General features: G+C 71.0%; 13 protein-coding genes. 1 reads left to right on the top strand and 12 read right to left on the bottom strand.

Going from position 1 to position 15286, the window contains the following annotated elements:
• Nucleotides 1-14: 14 nt before the first annotated feature.
• From ABEA24_RS49150 to ABEA24_RS49135, 4 genes are all read right to left on the bottom strand, one after another.
• Entirely contained in the window at nucleotides 15-2780 is a 2766-nt protein-coding gene (locus ABEA24_RS49150; RefSeq protein ID WP_345442700.1) for an Rne/Rng family ribonuclease, read from the bottom strand.
• Nucleotides 2781-2946: 166 nt separating this feature from the next.
• Nucleotides 2947-3765 (bottom strand): TIGR03936 family radical SAM-associated protein, encoded by an 819-nt coding sequence (locus tag ABEA24_RS49145; protein ID WP_345442698.1) that lies wholly within the window; start codon nucleotides 3763-3765, stop codon nucleotides 2947-2949.
• Nucleotides 3766-3833: 68 nt separating this feature from the next.
• Nucleotides 3834-4457 carry a hypothetical protein gene (locus tag ABEA24_RS49140; RefSeq protein WP_345442696.1) on the bottom strand — a complete coding sequence of 208 codons (624 nt, stop codon included), beginning with the start codon at nucleotides 4455-4457 and terminating at the stop codon, nucleotides 3834-3836.
• Nucleotides 4458-4854: 397 nt separating this feature from the next.
• Nucleotides 4855-5916: a LacI family DNA-binding transcriptional regulator gene (locus ABEA24_RS49135; RefSeq protein ID WP_345442694.1), complete on the bottom strand. Its 1062-nt coding sequence runs from the start codon at nucleotides 5914-5916 to the stop codon at nucleotides 4855-4857.
• A 93-nt stretch (nucleotides 5917-6009) separates the two neighbouring features.
• On the opposite strand from ABEA24_RS49135, the gene ABEA24_RS49130 reads away from it, so the two are divergent.
• Nucleotides 6010-6210, top strand: coding sequence for a hypothetical protein (locus ABEA24_RS49130; RefSeq protein WP_345442692.1), 201 nt, complete (start codon nucleotides 6010-6012; stop codon nucleotides 6208-6210).
• 189 nt (nucleotides 6211-6399) lie between these two features.
• Here ABEA24_RS49130 and ABEA24_RS49125 read toward each other — a convergent pair whose 3' ends face one another.
• The 8 genes from ABEA24_RS49125 to ABEA24_RS49090 all read right to left on the bottom strand — a co-directional run bounded on the left by ABEA24_RS49125 (nucleotide 6400) and on the right by ABEA24_RS49090 (nucleotide 15275).
• Nucleotides 6400-8322 (bottom strand): TIGR03960 family B12-binding radical SAM protein, encoded by a 1923-nt coding sequence (locus ABEA24_RS49125; protein WP_345442690.1) that lies wholly within the window; start codon nucleotides 8320-8322, stop codon nucleotides 6400-6402.
• Nucleotides 8323-8363: 41 nt separating this feature from the next.
• The gene (locus tag ABEA24_RS49120) at nucleotides 8364-8777 is read right to left on the bottom strand and encodes a type II toxin-antitoxin system VapC family toxin (RefSeq protein ID WP_345442688.1); all 414 of its coding nucleotides are present in this window, start codon (nucleotides 8775-8777) and stop codon (nucleotides 8364-8366) included.
• Entirely contained in the window at nucleotides 8774-9016 is a 243-nt protein-coding gene (locus ABEA24_RS49115) for a hypothetical protein (protein ID WP_345442686.1), read from the bottom strand. The genes ABEA24_RS49120 and ABEA24_RS49115 overlap by 4 nt, the downstream gene beginning before the upstream one ends.
• Nucleotides 9017-9140: 124 nt before the next feature.
• Nucleotides 9141-10313, bottom strand: coding sequence for a rod shape-determining protein RodA (gene rodA, locus ABEA24_RS49110; RefSeq protein ID WP_345442684.1), 1173 nt, complete (start codon nucleotides 10311-10313; stop codon nucleotides 9141-9143).
• 19 nt (nucleotides 10314-10332) lie between these two features.
• Nucleotides 10333-12648 carry a penicillin-binding protein 2 gene (gene mrdA, locus ABEA24_RS49105; RefSeq protein ID WP_345442682.1) on the bottom strand — a complete coding sequence of 772 codons (2316 nt, stop codon included), beginning with the start codon at nucleotides 12646-12648 and terminating at the stop codon, nucleotides 10333-10335.
• Between the two features lie 9 nt (nucleotides 12649-12657).
• Nucleotides 12658-13203: a rod shape-determining protein MreD gene (mreD, locus tag ABEA24_RS49100; RefSeq protein ID WP_345442680.1), complete on the bottom strand. Its 546-nt coding sequence runs from the start codon at nucleotides 13201-13203 to the stop codon at nucleotides 12658-12660.
• Nucleotides 13204-13206: 3 nt separating this feature from the next.
• Nucleotides 13207-14232: a rod shape-determining protein MreC gene (gene mreC / locus ABEA24_RS49095; protein WP_345442678.1), complete on the bottom strand. Its 1026-nt coding sequence runs from the start codon at nucleotides 14230-14232 to the stop codon at nucleotides 13207-13209.
• An 11-nt stretch (nucleotides 14233-14243) separates the two neighbouring features.
• Entirely contained in the window at nucleotides 14244-15275 is a 1032-nt protein-coding gene (locus ABEA24_RS49090; RefSeq protein WP_425551335.1) for a rod shape-determining protein, read from the bottom strand.
• Nucleotides 15276-15286: the final 11 nt, after the last annotated feature.

Genomic DNA, 15286 nt, shown 5'->3' with positions numbered 1-15286 from the left:
CCCGTCGCTGCGCGTCAGTCCGCGGTCGCCTCGGACCTGGCCCGCGTGGACCGGCGGGTGCGCCGGCGGCGGCCGTTGGCCGAGGGCTCGGCCTCGGTCGCCTCGTGCCCGGCCTCCTCGGCCCCCGTGGCGGCCGGTTCGGCGGCTTCTGCGGACGGAGTCCCGGCGTCGGCCCGCTCGGACTCCACGGGACCGGAGACGGCCTCGGTCGCCTCATCGGCCCCGGCGCTCACGGCCTCCTCGGGCCCGGACTCGGCACCGGACTTGGCGGCCTCGACGCGGGCGGACCGGCGCTCGGCACGGGCCAGCTTGTCCTCGACGGCCTTCTCGACCTCGCCCTTGCGCTTCTTCCGGCGGCTCGAGGTGCCGGCCTTGTCCGGCTTGGGCTCGACCGGCGACAGGGTGACGTGGATCCCCCGGCCGTTGCAGCACTCGCAGGGCTCGGAGAAGGACTCCAGCAGACCGCCACCGACCCGCTTGCGGGTCATCTGGACGAGGCCGAGCGAGGTCACCTCGGCGACCTGGTGCTTGGTGCGGTCCCGTGACAGGCACTCGAGCATACGGCGCAGCACCAGCTCGCGGTTGCTCTCGAGCACCATGTCGATGAAGTCGACCACGATGATGCCGCCGACGTCACGCAGCCGCAGCTGGTGCACGATCTCCTCGGCGGCCTCGAGGTTGTTGCGGGTGACCGTCTCCTCGAGGTTGCCGCCCTGCCCGGTGAACTTGCCGGTGTTGACGTCGACGACGGTCATCGCCTCGGTGCGGTCGATCACCAGCGAACCGCCGCTCGGCAGCCACACCTTGCGCTCGAGGGCCTTGGCGATCTGCTCGTCGACCCGGAAGGAGGTGAAGACGTCGTCCTCGTCGGTCCACTTCTGCAGGCGGTCCGCCAGGTGCGGGGCGACGTAGCCGACGTACTCCTGGACCATGTCCCACGCGTCGTCGCCCTGGACGACGAGCTTGGTGAAGTCCTCGTTGAAGATGTCGCGGACCACGCGGATGGTCAGGTCCGGCTCGCCGTACAGCATCGCCGGCGCCGACGCGGTCTTCGACTGGCGCTTGATGTTCTCCCACTGGGCGGCCAGCCGGGAGACGTCGCGGGACAGCTCCTCCTCGGTGGCGCCCTCCGCCGCCGTGCGCACGATCACGCCGGCGTTCTCGGGCATGACCTTCTTGAGGATCTGCTTGAGCCGCGAGCGCTCCTTGTCGGGCAGCTTGCGGCTGATGCCGGTCATCGAGCCGTCCGGGACGTACACGAGGTAGCGGCCGGGCAGCGAGATCTGGCTGGTCAGCCGGGCGCCCTTGTGGCCGACGGGGTCCTTGGTGACCTGCACCAGGACCGACTGGCCGGACTTGAGGGCCGACTCGATGCGGCGCGGCTGGCCCTCCAGGCCCGCGAGGTCCCAGTTGACCTCGCCGGCGTACAGGACGGCGTTGCGGCCCTTGCCGATGTCGACGAACGCCGCCTCCATCGACGGCAGGACGTTCTGGACCTTACCGAGGTAGACGTTGCCGATGTAGGACTGGTGGCTGGAGCGGTCGACGTAGTGCTCGACCAGCACCTTGTCCTCGAGCACGCCGATCTGGGTCCGCTCGCCCTCCGAGCGGATCACCATGACCCGCTCCACCGACTCGCGCCGGGCCAGGAACTCCGACTCGGTGACGATCGGCGGGCGGCGGCGGCCCTGTTCGCGCCCCTCGCGGCGGCGCTGCTTCTTGGCCTCCAGGCGGGTCGAGCCCTTGACGGCCTGGACCTCGTCCTCGACGACGCGGGGCTCGCGGACGTGCACGACGGTGTTGGGCGGGTCGTCGGGCGTGAGCTCGTCGCCGTCGGCGCCGGAGCTGCGGCGACGACGACGGCGCCGGCGGCGGGTGCTGCCGCCCTCGGTCTGGTCGTCGTCGGCGGAGTCCTGCTCGGACTCCTCGTCGGCCTGCCGCGACTCGCCCTCGGCCTCGTCTTCGGCCTCGGCCTTGCCGGTGGTCTCCTCGGTCTCCTGGCCGTCGCGGGCCTTGCCGCGTCCCCGGCCGCCGCGGCGGCGGCGCCGGCGGCTGGACCGGTCGGTGTCGTCGTCCTCGTCGCCCTGCTCGTCCTCCGGCTCCTCGGGCGCCGGGGCCGGCTCGGCCTTCTCCTTCAGCTCGGGCTTGGCCTTGGCCTTCGCCTCGGCCTTCGGCTGCGCCTCGGCGCGGGTCCGCGGAGCCGGCTCGACGGCCTCCTCCAGCAGCTGCGGCGGCTGGAACACGACCATCGGCGGCTGGAACGCCGCTTCAGGAACCGGCGGCGGGCCCGCGGGCCGGGTCACCGGCCCCGTGGGCGCCGACGCCTCGGGCTGCGGAACGGCGGGCCGGGTCACCGGCGGCTCCGGCTGCGCGGCGGCGGGCCGCGTCGCCGGGGACTCCGGCTGCGCGGCGGCGGGCGCCTCGGCGGCGGCCGGCTCCGGCTCGGGCGGAGGCGCGGCCTTGCGGGTGGCGCGGCGGCGGGTCGGCTTGGCGGCCTTCTCGGCGCTCGCGGCGTCACCGGCGCTCGCCGGGGCATCGCCCTCGCCCGCCGGCGCCGTCGCCGGGGACGTGGCGGACGCCGGGCCGTCGGCCGGGGTCGTCGCCTGGGTTGATGCGGGCCGGGTCACCGGGCGCGGAGTGGTGTCCTCCTCCGGCTCCGGCGGAGGTCCCGCCGGTCGGCTCGCGCGTCGCGGCCGGGACGTCCTCGTGGTCTGATCGCCGGTTTCAATACCGTTGTCCTCGGTGCCGCCGGTGGCGTCACCGAACTCCTTGTCAAGCATGCGGGCTGTCTCCCGTCAGGCTCCCGGGCGCGACCCGCGAGGGGTGCGCCGCACAGGAGCTCTTCGTTTGTCGTCGTCGCCGGCGTGGCCCTGGCGGGCCGTGCCGACAAAGTCATCAGGGGTGCGCCCGGTCGTCCCCGAGAACCCATGCGTCGCACGGATCCGTTTACGACTGAGCGCCGACGGCGTCCGGCACGGCGGCCCGTACGGCGTCCGCGGTCGCGGCGGCGTCGTCGCCTGCCGGTGCGGTCTGCCGGTCAGAGGCCAGCGGGTCGGTGAGCTCACCGGTGGACTCGTCGAGCGGCCCCTGCGCCAGCCGCGTCACCATGGGCGGTGACGGCGGCGCGAGGTCGGCCACCTGACGAAGACCGGTGAGGACGTCGTCCGGTCGGACAGCGGGTGTCATGTGCCGAACAACCATTCGAAGTATGGCACAGTCGACATCCGTGTCCTCGATGGCACGCCGGTCGAGCTCGCACGCGATAACCGCGGCGCGGGCGTCGAAGCGCCGGCGTCCCTTCTTCGTGAGGCGTTCCACCTCGATCTCATCGGCCGCCAGGAACACCCGGACGGCCGCGTCGGCGACGTCAGGGGCGACGCCGTCGAGACGCACGAGCCACCGCGAGGCCTCCAGGCGGTCCGCCAGAGCCCCGGCCCGCGCCTCGACGATCTCGACGATGTCGAGTCCGTCGGGCAGCACGGCGTCGAGGGCGGTCCGCACCTGGTCCGGAACGCGGTGGGCAGTGAGCCCGATCTCGAGATACTCCGCCTCACTGGCGACCCCGGTTGCCGCCGCACCCGTGTAGGAGATCTTCGGGTGCGGAGAGAATCCGGCGCTGAATGCCACCGGGATCCCGGCACGCCGTACGGCGCGTTCCACGGCCCGGGAGATGTCACGGTGGCTGGTGAACCGCATCCTGCCGCGCTTGGCGTACCGCACGCGCAGGCGCTGGGTCACGGGGGCCGGCGCCGGGCCCTCCGGCATGGGTGCCAGGGTTTCGGTCCTTCCTACTCGTGCCAATCCAGAAGTCTCTGTCTCCTAAGAGTACGGGGTCACGGGCGCCGCGTATCCAGCCCCAGTGCCCGGAATGCCGAACGAACGGCCGCTCCGGCGGGTTTCAGGACGTTGACACGAACCCACCGGGCGGGTGTCAGCACGGTGACCCGCCACGCCCAGGCCAGGGCGCGCAGGACCGGACGGACGAACGTCCGCCAGACCCACCGCACCGGCCGCACGAGGATGTGGAAGAGCACGATTCCGGCGAGCCGCCAGACGTAGGCGATCCCCCGGCCGACGGCGGCCAGTACCGGCCGTACCGCGCGCCACAGCGCGACCATGGCCCGGCCGATCCAGTGCGCGGCGTACGCGAACGGCACCAGGGCGATCGCCAGGCACCAGGCCAGGCCCCGGCCGATCGGGCGCAGGAGGTAGCGGTAGATCGCCCGGCCGAGCGGCGCGAGGATCGCCGTGCCCACCCACCGCAGCGGGATGACGATCAGCACGCGGATCAGCCATCCGAGCGGCCGCAGGAGGACCTGGTACACCAGCCATCCGATCGGCCGCAGGACGTACCGGCCGACGGCGCGCCCGATCAGGGCGAGCAGCTCCCAGAGCAGCCGGATGGGCACGACGATGATCAGTGCGGGGACGGTGAGGCACCCGGGTCCTTCGTTCACGCCTGTTCGACGCACGCTCTTCCGTTCTCGTTTCGTTCTCGCGAGTGACGCCGACCGTCCGTACGCCCGGAACGCGGCCGACGCCGTTCGGCGGGCAGACGCCACCGTAGGACACGCCGTACGAGGCCGGTAGGGCCCGCGTCACGCTCTCACGCCGTCCAGGGCCTTTCTCCCCCACTGGCGGGCCCGCGTCACGCTCTCGGGTCGCTCAGGGCGTCTCCCCTACCGACGGGTCCGCGCCAACCTCTCGCGTCGCTCAGGGCGTCTCCCCTACCGACGGGTCCGCGTCAACCTCTCGCCCCGTCCAGGGCGTCCCCCAAGTGGCGGGTCCGCGTCGACCTCTCGCGTCGTCCAAGGCGTCTCCGCCGGCGGCGTAGGGCACCGGCGGGGATCTGCGTCACGCTCCGGCGCCGGGCGGTGGCGCGGTCGTACGGCGGACGATGAGATCGGTGTCCATGAGTACGCAGGGGGCCGTGTCGTTCCGGGACGGCTGGAGGAGCAGGAGCCCCGCCGTGGTGCCCTTCTCGGTGATCGGCTGGCGCACGGTGGTCAGGCCGGCGGGCGCGGCGGCGGGCACATCGTCGAAACCGATCACCGACAGGTCCCGTGGGACCTCGATTCCCCGTTGCGCCGCGACGTCGAGGACGGCGAAGGCGACCTCGTCGGTCGGGGCCAGGACGGCCGTCGGCCGCGGGTCCCGGTCGAGGAGGCGGGCGGCGGCCTGCCGGGCGAGTTCCCGGTCGTTCGCCGTCCGGTCCACGGCAACCTCCGACCAGGCCAGACCGGCGGCCTCGCAGGCGTCCCGATAGCCGGCCAGCCGGGCCCGGCCCGCCCCGAACCGCAGGTCCCCAGGCCGGTCCAGGTCGAGCCAGTCGCGGTTGGTGCGCCCCGCGACCGGCTGCACGCCCAGCACGGCGACGCGCCGGTGCCCGAGGTCGAGGACGTGCTCGGCCGCCCGGCGCGCGGCGGTCCGGTCGTCGATCCCCACGAACGGCACGCCCTCGACGTACGGGTAGTCCACGGTGACCACCGGGAGGCGGCGGCGCAGCACCGTCTCGACGAGCGGGTGCCCTTCGGGCGAGAAGAGACAGAACCCGTCCACCACCGCGTCGCCGATCACCTCTTCGGCGGCGTCCGGGGACGGCCACCCGATGAGGTGGACCCCGGTGCCCGACTGCTCCGCGACGCTCGCCAGGCCACGCAGGAAGCCGACGGCGTAGGAGTCGGCGAAGGCGTACGACAGGGCCTCGGTGAAGATCACTCCGATCACGCCCGCCCGGCCGCGCCGCAGAGTGCGCGCCGCCGGATGCGGGCCGGGATAGCCGAGTTCGCTCGCCACCTGCAGGATCCGCCGGCGCAACTCCTCGTTGAGCTGGTCGGGCCTGGAGAAGGCGTTGGACACAGTCGTACGCGAGACGCCGACCCGATCGGCGATCGTCTGTAGTGTGACGCGTTCCACGAGACGAACCCTAGTTCTGAATTGATTAAGAAGCGAGCAGGACGTACTCTCGAAGAGGTAACTGAATCGATCAAGTGATCAAGAAAGGAAGACATGACTCCGCTGCAGGTCGTCACCTTCATCGCGTCGCAGGAGACGATGCGCGCGCACGCCCAGTCGGCCCTTCCCGACGCGCCGAAGATCCCCTACGAGCCCGTCGAGCCCCGTACGCCGGTCGTCCGCACCGCCCTCGCGGCGCTGCTCCGCCGAACCGCCGACCGCGTCGACCCTCGCCTGGAGCCGTCAGTGGGATGATCGATCATCGAGCATGTTCGGTGGCCGACGGCGCCGAACACCCACCACGCACCGGATCCGGCGGGCCCCCTGGGCCCACCGGATCTTTTTTCGTTCCAGGCCCGTCGCCTCCCGCATCCCACCTCACGCCGTCGACGGGACGCGGCGACCGGCGACGCCGAACGTCCCGGCCCGCCGTACGTTCGCGGCTCAGACGACGGTGAGCGGGAGGAGCTTCTTGCCCGTCGGGCCGATCTGGATCTCGGTGTCCATGGTCGGGCAGACGCCGCAGTCGTAGCAGGGCGTCCACCGGCAGTCCTCGACCTCGGTCTCGTCGAGGGAGTCCTGCCAGTCCTGCCACAGCCACTCGCGGTCGAGACCGGCGTCGAGGTGGTCCCAGGGCAGCACCTCGACCTCGTCGCGCTCCCGGACGGTGTACCAGTCGAGGTCGATCGGCTCGTCGGCGAGCGCCTTCTCCGCGCAGGCCGTCCAGCGGTCGTACGAGAAGTGCTCGCTCCACCCGTCGAAGCGGCCGCCGTCCTCCCAGACCGCCTGGATGATCTTTCCGGCGCGGCGGTCACCGCGCGACAGCAGGCCCTCGATGATCGACGGCTGGCCGTCGTGGTAGCGCAGGCCGATCGCCCGGCCGTACTCCTTGTCGCGGCGCAGGGTGTCCTTGAGCGCGCGCAGGCGGCGGTCGACGGTCTCGTGGTCGCACTGGGCGGCCCACTGGAACGGCGTGTGCGGCTTGGGCACGAATCCGCCGATGGACACGGTGCAGCGGATGTCGCGGCGGCCGGTGGCCTGCCGGCCCGCCTGGATGACCCGCCGGGCCATGTCGGCGATCGCGAGGACGTCCTCGTCCTCCTCGGTCGGCAGCCCGCACATGAAGTAGAGCTTGACCTGCCGCCAGCCGTTCTCGTACGCCGTCGTGACCGTGCGGATCAGGTCGTCCTCGCTGACCATCTTGTTGATGACCTTGCGCATCCGCTCGGACCCGCCCTCCGGGGCGAACGTCAGTCCGGACCGGCGCCCGCCGCGGGAGAACTCGTTGGCGAGGGTGATGTTGAAGGCGTCGACGCGGGTCGACGGCAGTGACAGCGACGTGTTCGTGCCCGCGTAGCGGTCGGCGAGCCCCTTGGCGACGTCGGCGATCTCGGAGTGGTCGGCGCTGGACAGGCTGAGCAGGCCGACCTCCTGGAAGCCGGACTCCTTCAGCCCCGTCTCGACCATCTGACCGATCGTCGTGATCGAGCGCTCGCGCACCGGCCGGGTGATCATCCCGGCCTGGCAGAACCGGCAGCCGCGGGTGCAGCCGCGGAAGATCTCGACGCTGAAGCGCTCATGCACCGTCTCGGCCAGCGGGACGAGGGGCTTCTTCGGGTACGGCCAGTTGTCGAGATCCATGACCGTGTGCTTGGCCACCCGCCACGGCACGCCCGGACGGTTGGGCGCGACGCGCTGGATCCGGCCGTCCGGCAGGTAGCTCACGTCGTAGAACTTCGGGACGTACACGCCGCCGGACCGCGCCAGCCGCATCAGCAGCTCGTCGCGCCCGCCGGGTCGTCCCTCGCCCTTCCACTCGCGGATCACCTCGGTGATCGCCAGGACGATCTCCTCGCCGTCGCCCAGCACCGCCGCGTCGAGGAAGTCGGCGATCGGCTCGGGGTTGAACGCCGCGTGGCCGCCGGCCATCACGATCGGGTGCTCGTCGGACCGCTCGGTCGCCCGCAGCGGAATCCCGGCCAGGTCCAGGGCGGTGAGCATGTTGGTGTAGCCGAGCTCGGTGGAGAAGCTCACCCCCAGCACGTCGAACGCGCCGACCGGCCGGTGCGCGTCCACCGTGAACTGCGGGATGCCGTGCTCGCGCATCAGCGCCTCGAGGTCCGGCCACACGCTGTAGGTGCGCTCGGCCAGCACGCCCTCACGCTCGTTCAGCACCTCGTAGAGGATCTGCACGCCCTGGTTGGGCTGCCCCACCTCGTACGCGTCGGGGTACATCAACGCCCAGCGCACATCGGCGGAGTCCCAGTCCTTGACGGTGGAGTTCAGCTCCCCGCCGACATACTGAATCGGCTTTTGCACCTTGGGGAGCAGGGGCTCCAGACGGGCGAAGAGCGACTCGACGGCCATGACGGAAAGCCTCCGGGAACACGTATGGGATTCCCCTCACCCTACCGGTCGGCGGCCACCTCATAGACGCGCACGTCCGCGCCATGCCCGCTGGCACGTGCGATCCTCGCGTCAGTGGTCAAGAACGGAACGTCGAGCACCTCTGCCAGCGCCACATACGTTGCGTCGTAGCAGGTGAGATTGTGCCTGAGCGCCCAGATGCGGTTTAGAAGGCCATCCGCGGAATACCGGGTGATCTTCAGGCTGGTGAACAACTCACGGACATGATCCGCCTCTTCATCGCTCAAGACCTTGCGATGCTCGAGCTTACGAAGCACGTGGAGGACCTCCGAGTCGATCAAATGAGGTGCCGCGACATCGTTTTCCTCGATCTCTTCCATGAGAAGGCAGGTCTGGCCGCTCAAGACACCGACGAAGGCCTCGACCATCGCTGACGCATCGACTACGACCGTCATCGTTCGCCGCGACCTTCGTCGAGCGCCGCGAGGATGTCGGACGTGCCGATGCTCCGCTCCTTGCGGAACGGAAGATTCCTGGCGCGCCTCATCACCTCCGCGTTACTGAGGTGCCCGGCGTCCTCCGTCACCAGGCGAAGGAGGTACTGCGAGATCGTCATGCCCGCAGCCTTGGCTTTGCGAGTGATGGCCGCGTGGACGTCATCGGGAACATCGCGAACCTGAAGCGTCTTCGCCATGTCTCGACAGTAACATGCGCCATGCATGACGCATGCGTGCCACCTGCGGCGAATCGTGTACGCCACAGAGCGTACGCTAGTGGTCACTCTCGAATGTAGCCACTCGTTTACATAAAGTGACGGATCACTCGTACGGGTTGTGGCGCAGGTGGACGGTCTGGAGCAGGCCGACGGCGATGAAGTCGGCGAAGGCCGCCGATCCGCCGTACGACACGAAGGGCAGGGGCAGGCCGGTGATCGGCATGATGCCGACGGTCATGCCGATGTTCTCGAACGTCTGGAACGCCAGCCAGCAGACGACGCCCGTGGCGACCAGCCCGCCGAACAGGTCGGCGGCCTCGCGAGCGATGCGCAGCCCGCGCCACAGGACCACGCCCAGCAGGGCGATGATCAGCGCGGCGCCGACGAACCCGAGCTCCTCCCCCGCCACCGTGAAGATGAAGTCGGTGTGCTGCTCCGGGACGAAGTGCCCGGTGGTCTGCTCGCCGTGGAACAGCCCGTTGCCGAAGACGCCGCCGGAACCGACGGCGATGCGGGCCTGCTGGGCGTTGTACCCGGCGCCCTGCGGATCGGCCGTCGGGTCGGCGAAGGCGGTGAACCGGTGCAGCTGGTACGGCTTCAGCAGGTGGAACCACCAGACGGCCACGGCGAGCGCGGCTCCGGAGCCGACGAGGCCGCCGACCCACCGTTTGGGCGCGCCGGACATCGCGAGCACGCCGATGATCACGGTGCCGAACACCAGGGTGGTGCCGAGGTCGGGCTGCAGCATGACGAGGCCGGCGGGCAGTGCCGCGAGCGCCAGGGCGAGCAGGATGTCGCGCCGCCCCGGCCCGACCTCTCCGTCGCGCGGCTCGCCGAGGATCATCGCGAGCAGCACGACCATGCCGACCTTCGCGAACTCCGACGGCTGGATCTGGAACCCGCCGCCGACCACGATCCAGGAGTGGGAGCCGTTGACCGTGGCCCCGAGGGGTGTCAGCACGACGGCCAGGCCGACGCAGGCGGCGGCGTAGACGATCGGCGCGTACGCGCGCAGCAGCCGGTAGTCCAGGGCCGTCGTGACGCCGCCGAGGACCAGCCCGATCGCCAGGTTGAGGATGTGCTTGGCCAGGAAGCCTTCGGCGCCGGCACCGGCGCGGCCGGCCCGGGTCGCGGAGTAGACCAGGAGGGAGCCGATCAGCGACAGGGCGAGCACGGCGAGGATCAGCAACCAGTCGAGACGCCGCGCGGGCGAGGCCAGCAGCCGGGCCGGCAGGGACCGCCGCCGGCCGAGCGCGGGGCCGTACTCAGTGATCATGCCGCCACCTCACCCCGGATCACCGGCGTCTCCGGTGGTGCGCCGTCGCGGAGGCCGTTCCCGCCACGGGCTCGTCACCTGTCGCCGGGTCCCTGCCTCTCGCCGGAGCCGTGCCCGTCGCCGATGCCGTGCCGCCCGCCGTCGGCGCCGGGCCCGCCACGGGCTCGTCGCCCGCCGCCGGTTTCCTGCCCTTCGGGGGCGTCTTGACCGCCGCGGGTGCCTTGCGCTCCGTCTTCGCGGTGTCCGCGAAGCCCGGTGGGGCCGCCACCGTGCCGTCGGGCGCGAGGGCCGGCAGGCGGTCCGGGATGTTGCCGTCGGGTAGCGCGGGGCTCTGATCCTTCCCGAGGCCGTACATGCCCTCCCAGATCTGCCGGACCGCCGGTGCGGCCGTGGTGGCGCCGGTGCCGGCCTGGGTGACCATGGCCACGACGACGTAGCGCGGCTTCTTCGCCGGGGCGAACGACGCGAACCAGGACGTGTCCTTCTTGCCGTACACCTCGGCGGTGCCCGTCTTGCCAGCGACGGCCAGCTTGTCGAAGGGGAAGCCGGTGAAGGCGCCGGCGGCGGTACCCGACTTGGGCACGTCGGTGAGCGCGCTCCGGATGTAGGCGAGCACCTTGGGATCGACCGGCAGGCGCCCGGCCTTCGCCGGGTCGATGCGGCGGGCGACGGAGCCGTCCGGCGCCAGGACGGCCTTGCCGACGCGCGGGCTCCACAGCGTGCCGCCGTTGGCGACAGCGGCGTACGCCCGGGCGAGCTGTAGCGGCGTGACCAGGACGTCGCCCTGGCCAACGGAGAAGTTGGCGGCGTCACCGGCGCGGAAGACGTACCCGTCGACGCAGTTCTCCGAGGAGATCGCCTTGAGGTACGCCGCCCGCGACGGGTCGGTCTTGGCGATCTCGGGATAGCCGGTCTTGGCGCGCTTGCAGTCGGTCTTCTTGGTGTCGTTCCAGTAGCCGAGCTTCCAGCCGCGGTCCGGGATGCGGCCGGAGGCCTCGCCGGGCAGGTCGATGCCGGTGCGCTTGCCGAAGCCGTACGCCTTGGCCATCTTCATCATCGGGTCTTTGGGGTTCTTCACCGGATGCATGGCGCCGTCGCGCTGCCATTCCTCGTAGGCGAACCGGTAGAAGATCGTGTCGCAGGACATGACGAGCGCCTGGTGCAGGTTGATGTCCCCGCCCGACTCGCCCTCGAAGTTGCTGAACGCCCGGGCGCCGACCATGTACGACGACGGGCAGGAGTAGATGCCGTGCAGGGAGTAGCCGTCCTTGACGGCGGCCGGCAGCGAGGAGATCTTGAACGTCGATCCGGGCGCGAACTGCCCGTCCGTGGCCCGGGAGATCAGCGGCTGGCCGTGCGCCTTGCTGAGCAGCCCGTCGTACTCGTCCTGGGAGATGCCGCCCGTCCAGACGGTGGGGTCGTACGTCGGGAGGCTGGCGAGGGCGATGACGCGCCCGGTGCGGACGTCCATGACCACGCTCGCCGCCGAGTCGGCCGGCGTGCCGCGGTGGCGGGCGTCCTTGACCGCGCGGCCGAGGGCCGCCTCGACGATGCCCTGCACCTTGGCGTCGATGCTGGTGACGAGGGTGCCGCCGCCGACCGGAGGCTGCTCGGAGGCGATGCCGGTGACGCGCCCGCGGCTGTCGACGAGGACCTTCCGGTCTCCCGGGGCACCGCGCAGGTCGCCGTCGTAGGTCGCCTCCAGGCCGTCGCGGCCGATCAGGTCGACGCCGCTGAACCCGGTGACCTTCAGCCCCTTGCGCTTGTTCAGCTCGTCCTGGGTGATCGGCTGGAGATACCCGAGGGCCTGCGCGGCGGTGGCCCCGGCGGTGCGGGGATAGTCGCGCACCGGCTCGAGCTGGGCGGTCACGCCGGGGAAGTCCTCCTGGCGCTCCATGATCTGCAGCGCCTTGCGGGAGTCGACGCGGTCGTCGATCGGAATGGGCTGGTACGGGGAGCCGGACCAGCAGGGCCGTTTGATCCCGGGACCGCACAGCCGGATCTTCAGCGCGATCTTCTCGTACGGCGTGCCGAGCAGGGCCGCAAGGCGCCGCAGCGTCTCCTTGCCGCCGTCGTCCTGGCGGGCGAGCGCCGTCCGGTCGACGGAGACGACCAGCGCGGTCCGGTTGCGTACGAGCGGGCGCCCGACGTCGTCGAGGATCTGGCCACGGACCGCGGGCACGACGATGTCGCGGATGCGGTTGTCGGCGGCGACCTTCTTGTAGTGCGCGCCGTTCATCACCTGCAGGTACCAGAGCCGCCCGCCGAGCGACAGCAGCAGCGACATGACGAGCACGTGCAGCACGACGAGCCGTACGTGCGAGCGCGGGCCCAATTTCCCTCCCTAGCGTGCGCGGTAGAAGCCGGGAACCGCGTCGAGTCCACCGGGTCCGCGCTCGTGTTCGGCCCTCCTGGTCAGGCGCAGCACCACCCAGACGACGAACGGGCTGGCGATCACGTCGTACAGCACCTGGATCGGCAGCAGGTGCGAGACGACCGGCCAGCGGGTGCGCGGGTCGCCGAGCATCATGCCCACCATGGCGTACAGGACGGATCCGGCGAGCGCGCCGGCGGCCACGGCGAGGAACGGCAGCACGGGTGATCGCTCCATCTCGTCGGCCGCCAGGCCACAGATGTAGCCGATCAGGCAGTAGACGAACGCGTAGCGCCCGATCGTGTGGTCGGCGGGCGGCACGATGTCGGTGGTCAGCCCGGCGAAGAACCCGGTGACCAGGCCCGTCATCGAGCCGTTGACCAGCGCCAGCGCCACGACGGCCAGCAGCACGAGGTCAGGGCTGACCGAACCGGGCAGCGGCAGCCGGTTGGCGACCGTCACCTGGAGCAGCAGCGCGGCGGTGATGACGATCGTGGCCAGGACGTTGCGTGACATGGATCAATCTCCCGGCCTGGGAGACCTGCGTGGCCTCCGCGACCTCGGTGATTCGGTGGGCTCGGTGGACTCGGCGGACGCGGATGACTGGGCGCTCGGCGCGGCCGGCGGCGACGAAGGCGGCGGGCTGGACGCCTTGGGCGGCGGGGCCGGCGCCGAGGTCTTCGGCACGGGCGGCAGCACCGCGTCGCGGGGGTTCTTCTTCGGCGGCGCGACCACGATGCCGACGACGTCGAGGCCGGTGAAGTGCGTGAACGGGCGGACGATGGCGGTGCGGGTGAGCGAGCCGGGCGTCCGCTCGATCTTCGTGACGGTGCCGATCGGCACCCCGGGGACGTACGGCCGGTCGCCCTGTGAGCCGAAGGAGACGATCCGCTGGCCCGGTTTGATCTCCACGGTGGAGTCCAGGAGTTCGAAGGTCAGGGACGAGCCGCTGCGCCGGCCGGTGCCCCGGACGACGCCGATCTCGCCCGATCCCTCGAGGCGGCCGCCGACCGCCGACGCCGCGTCGGTGGCCAGCAGCACGGTCGAGGACGCGGGCCCGACCTGCGTGATCCGCCCGACCAGGCCGTCCCCGGTGATCACCGACATGTCCGTACGGACGCCGTCCGTGCTGCCCGCGTCGATGGAGACGGTCTCCTCGACGCCCTCACCGGCCGAGATGACCTGGGCGGCGACGATCCGGTAGCGGCCGAGACCGGCGGTGCCGAGCAGCCGGTTCAGCTGCTCGGCACGGGTCTTGTCGATCTGCTGGGCGCGCAGTTGCTCGCGCAGACGTTGGTTCTCGCGTTCGAGCCGGTTGATGCGCCGGTGCGCGCCCGGGCTGCCGAGGATGGTGTCGAGCGCGTGCCCGACCGGGGTGACGACGGCCGCCGCGGCGCCCTCGATCGGCCCGAAGATCGCCTCACCGAAGGAGCGCAGCCCGCGCAGCGGTGAGTCATCGCCCCCGCGGTAGTCGATGGTGATCATGGCCAGGGAGATCAGCAGCAGGATCCCGAGGACGGCGCGGGTTCGCCGGGTGTCGTTCACCGGCCGGTTCCCTAACGTCGTGGTTCGGGCACGAGGACCTGGCGCAGCGCCTCGAAGTCCTCGACGCACTTCCCGGATCCGAGGACGACCGAGTCGAGTGGGTTGTCGACCATATGGATCGGCATGCCGGTCTCTTCCCGGAGCCGTTCGTCGATGTTCTTCAGCAGGGCGCCGCCGCCGGTGAGGGCGATGCCACGGTCCATGATGTCGCCGGACAGCTCGGGCGGGCACTTGTCGAGCGTCGTCTTGACCGCGTCGACGACCGTGTTGACCGGCTCCTCGATGGCGCGGCGGATCTCGTCGGCGGAGATCACGATGGTCTTCGGCAGGCCGCTGACGAGGTCACGCCCGCGGATCTCGGCGTGCGGCTCGTCGTCGAACGGATAGGCCGAGCCGATGGCCATCTTGATCTCCTCCGCGGTGCGCTCCCCGAGCATCAGGGAGTACTCCTTCTTGGCGTAGGAGATGATCGCCTGGTCGAGCTCGTCGCCGCCCACCCGGATCGACTGGCTGGTCACGATGCCGCCAAGCGAGATGATCGCCACCTCGGTCGTGCCGCCGCCGATGTCGACGACCATGTTGCCGGTCGGCTCGTGGACGGGCAGCCCCGCGCCGATCGCGGCGGCCATGGGCTCCTCGATGATGTACACCCGCCGCGCGCCGGCCTGGTAGCCGGCCTCCTTCACCGCACGCTGCTCAACGCCGGTGATGCCGCTGGGCACGGCCACCACGATCCGCGGCTTGGCAAAATGTCTGCGTTTGTGGACCTTCTGGATGAAGTAGCGCAGCATGCGTTCGGTGACGTCGAAGTCGGCGATGACACCGTCCTTGAGCGGACGCACCGCGACGATGTTGCCAGGAGTACGGCCGATCATCCGCTTGGCCTCGATGCCCACCGCCACGATCTTGCCCGTGTTGGTGTTGATCGCCACGACCGACGGCTCGTTCAGAACGATGCCCCGACCGCGCACATAGACCAGGGTGTTCGCCGTACCCAGATCGACTGCCATGTCACGGCCCAGGAACGACAGCTTGTTACCCATGAAGAAAGGGA

Origin of the sequence: Actinoallomurus vinaceus (genome assembly GCF_039542055.1) — a bacterium.
GTDB lineage: Bacteria > Actinomycetota > Actinomycetes > Streptosporangiales > Streptosporangiaceae > Actinoallomurus > Actinoallomurus vinaceus.
This window is presented reverse-complemented; position numbering and strand designations above follow the sequence as displayed.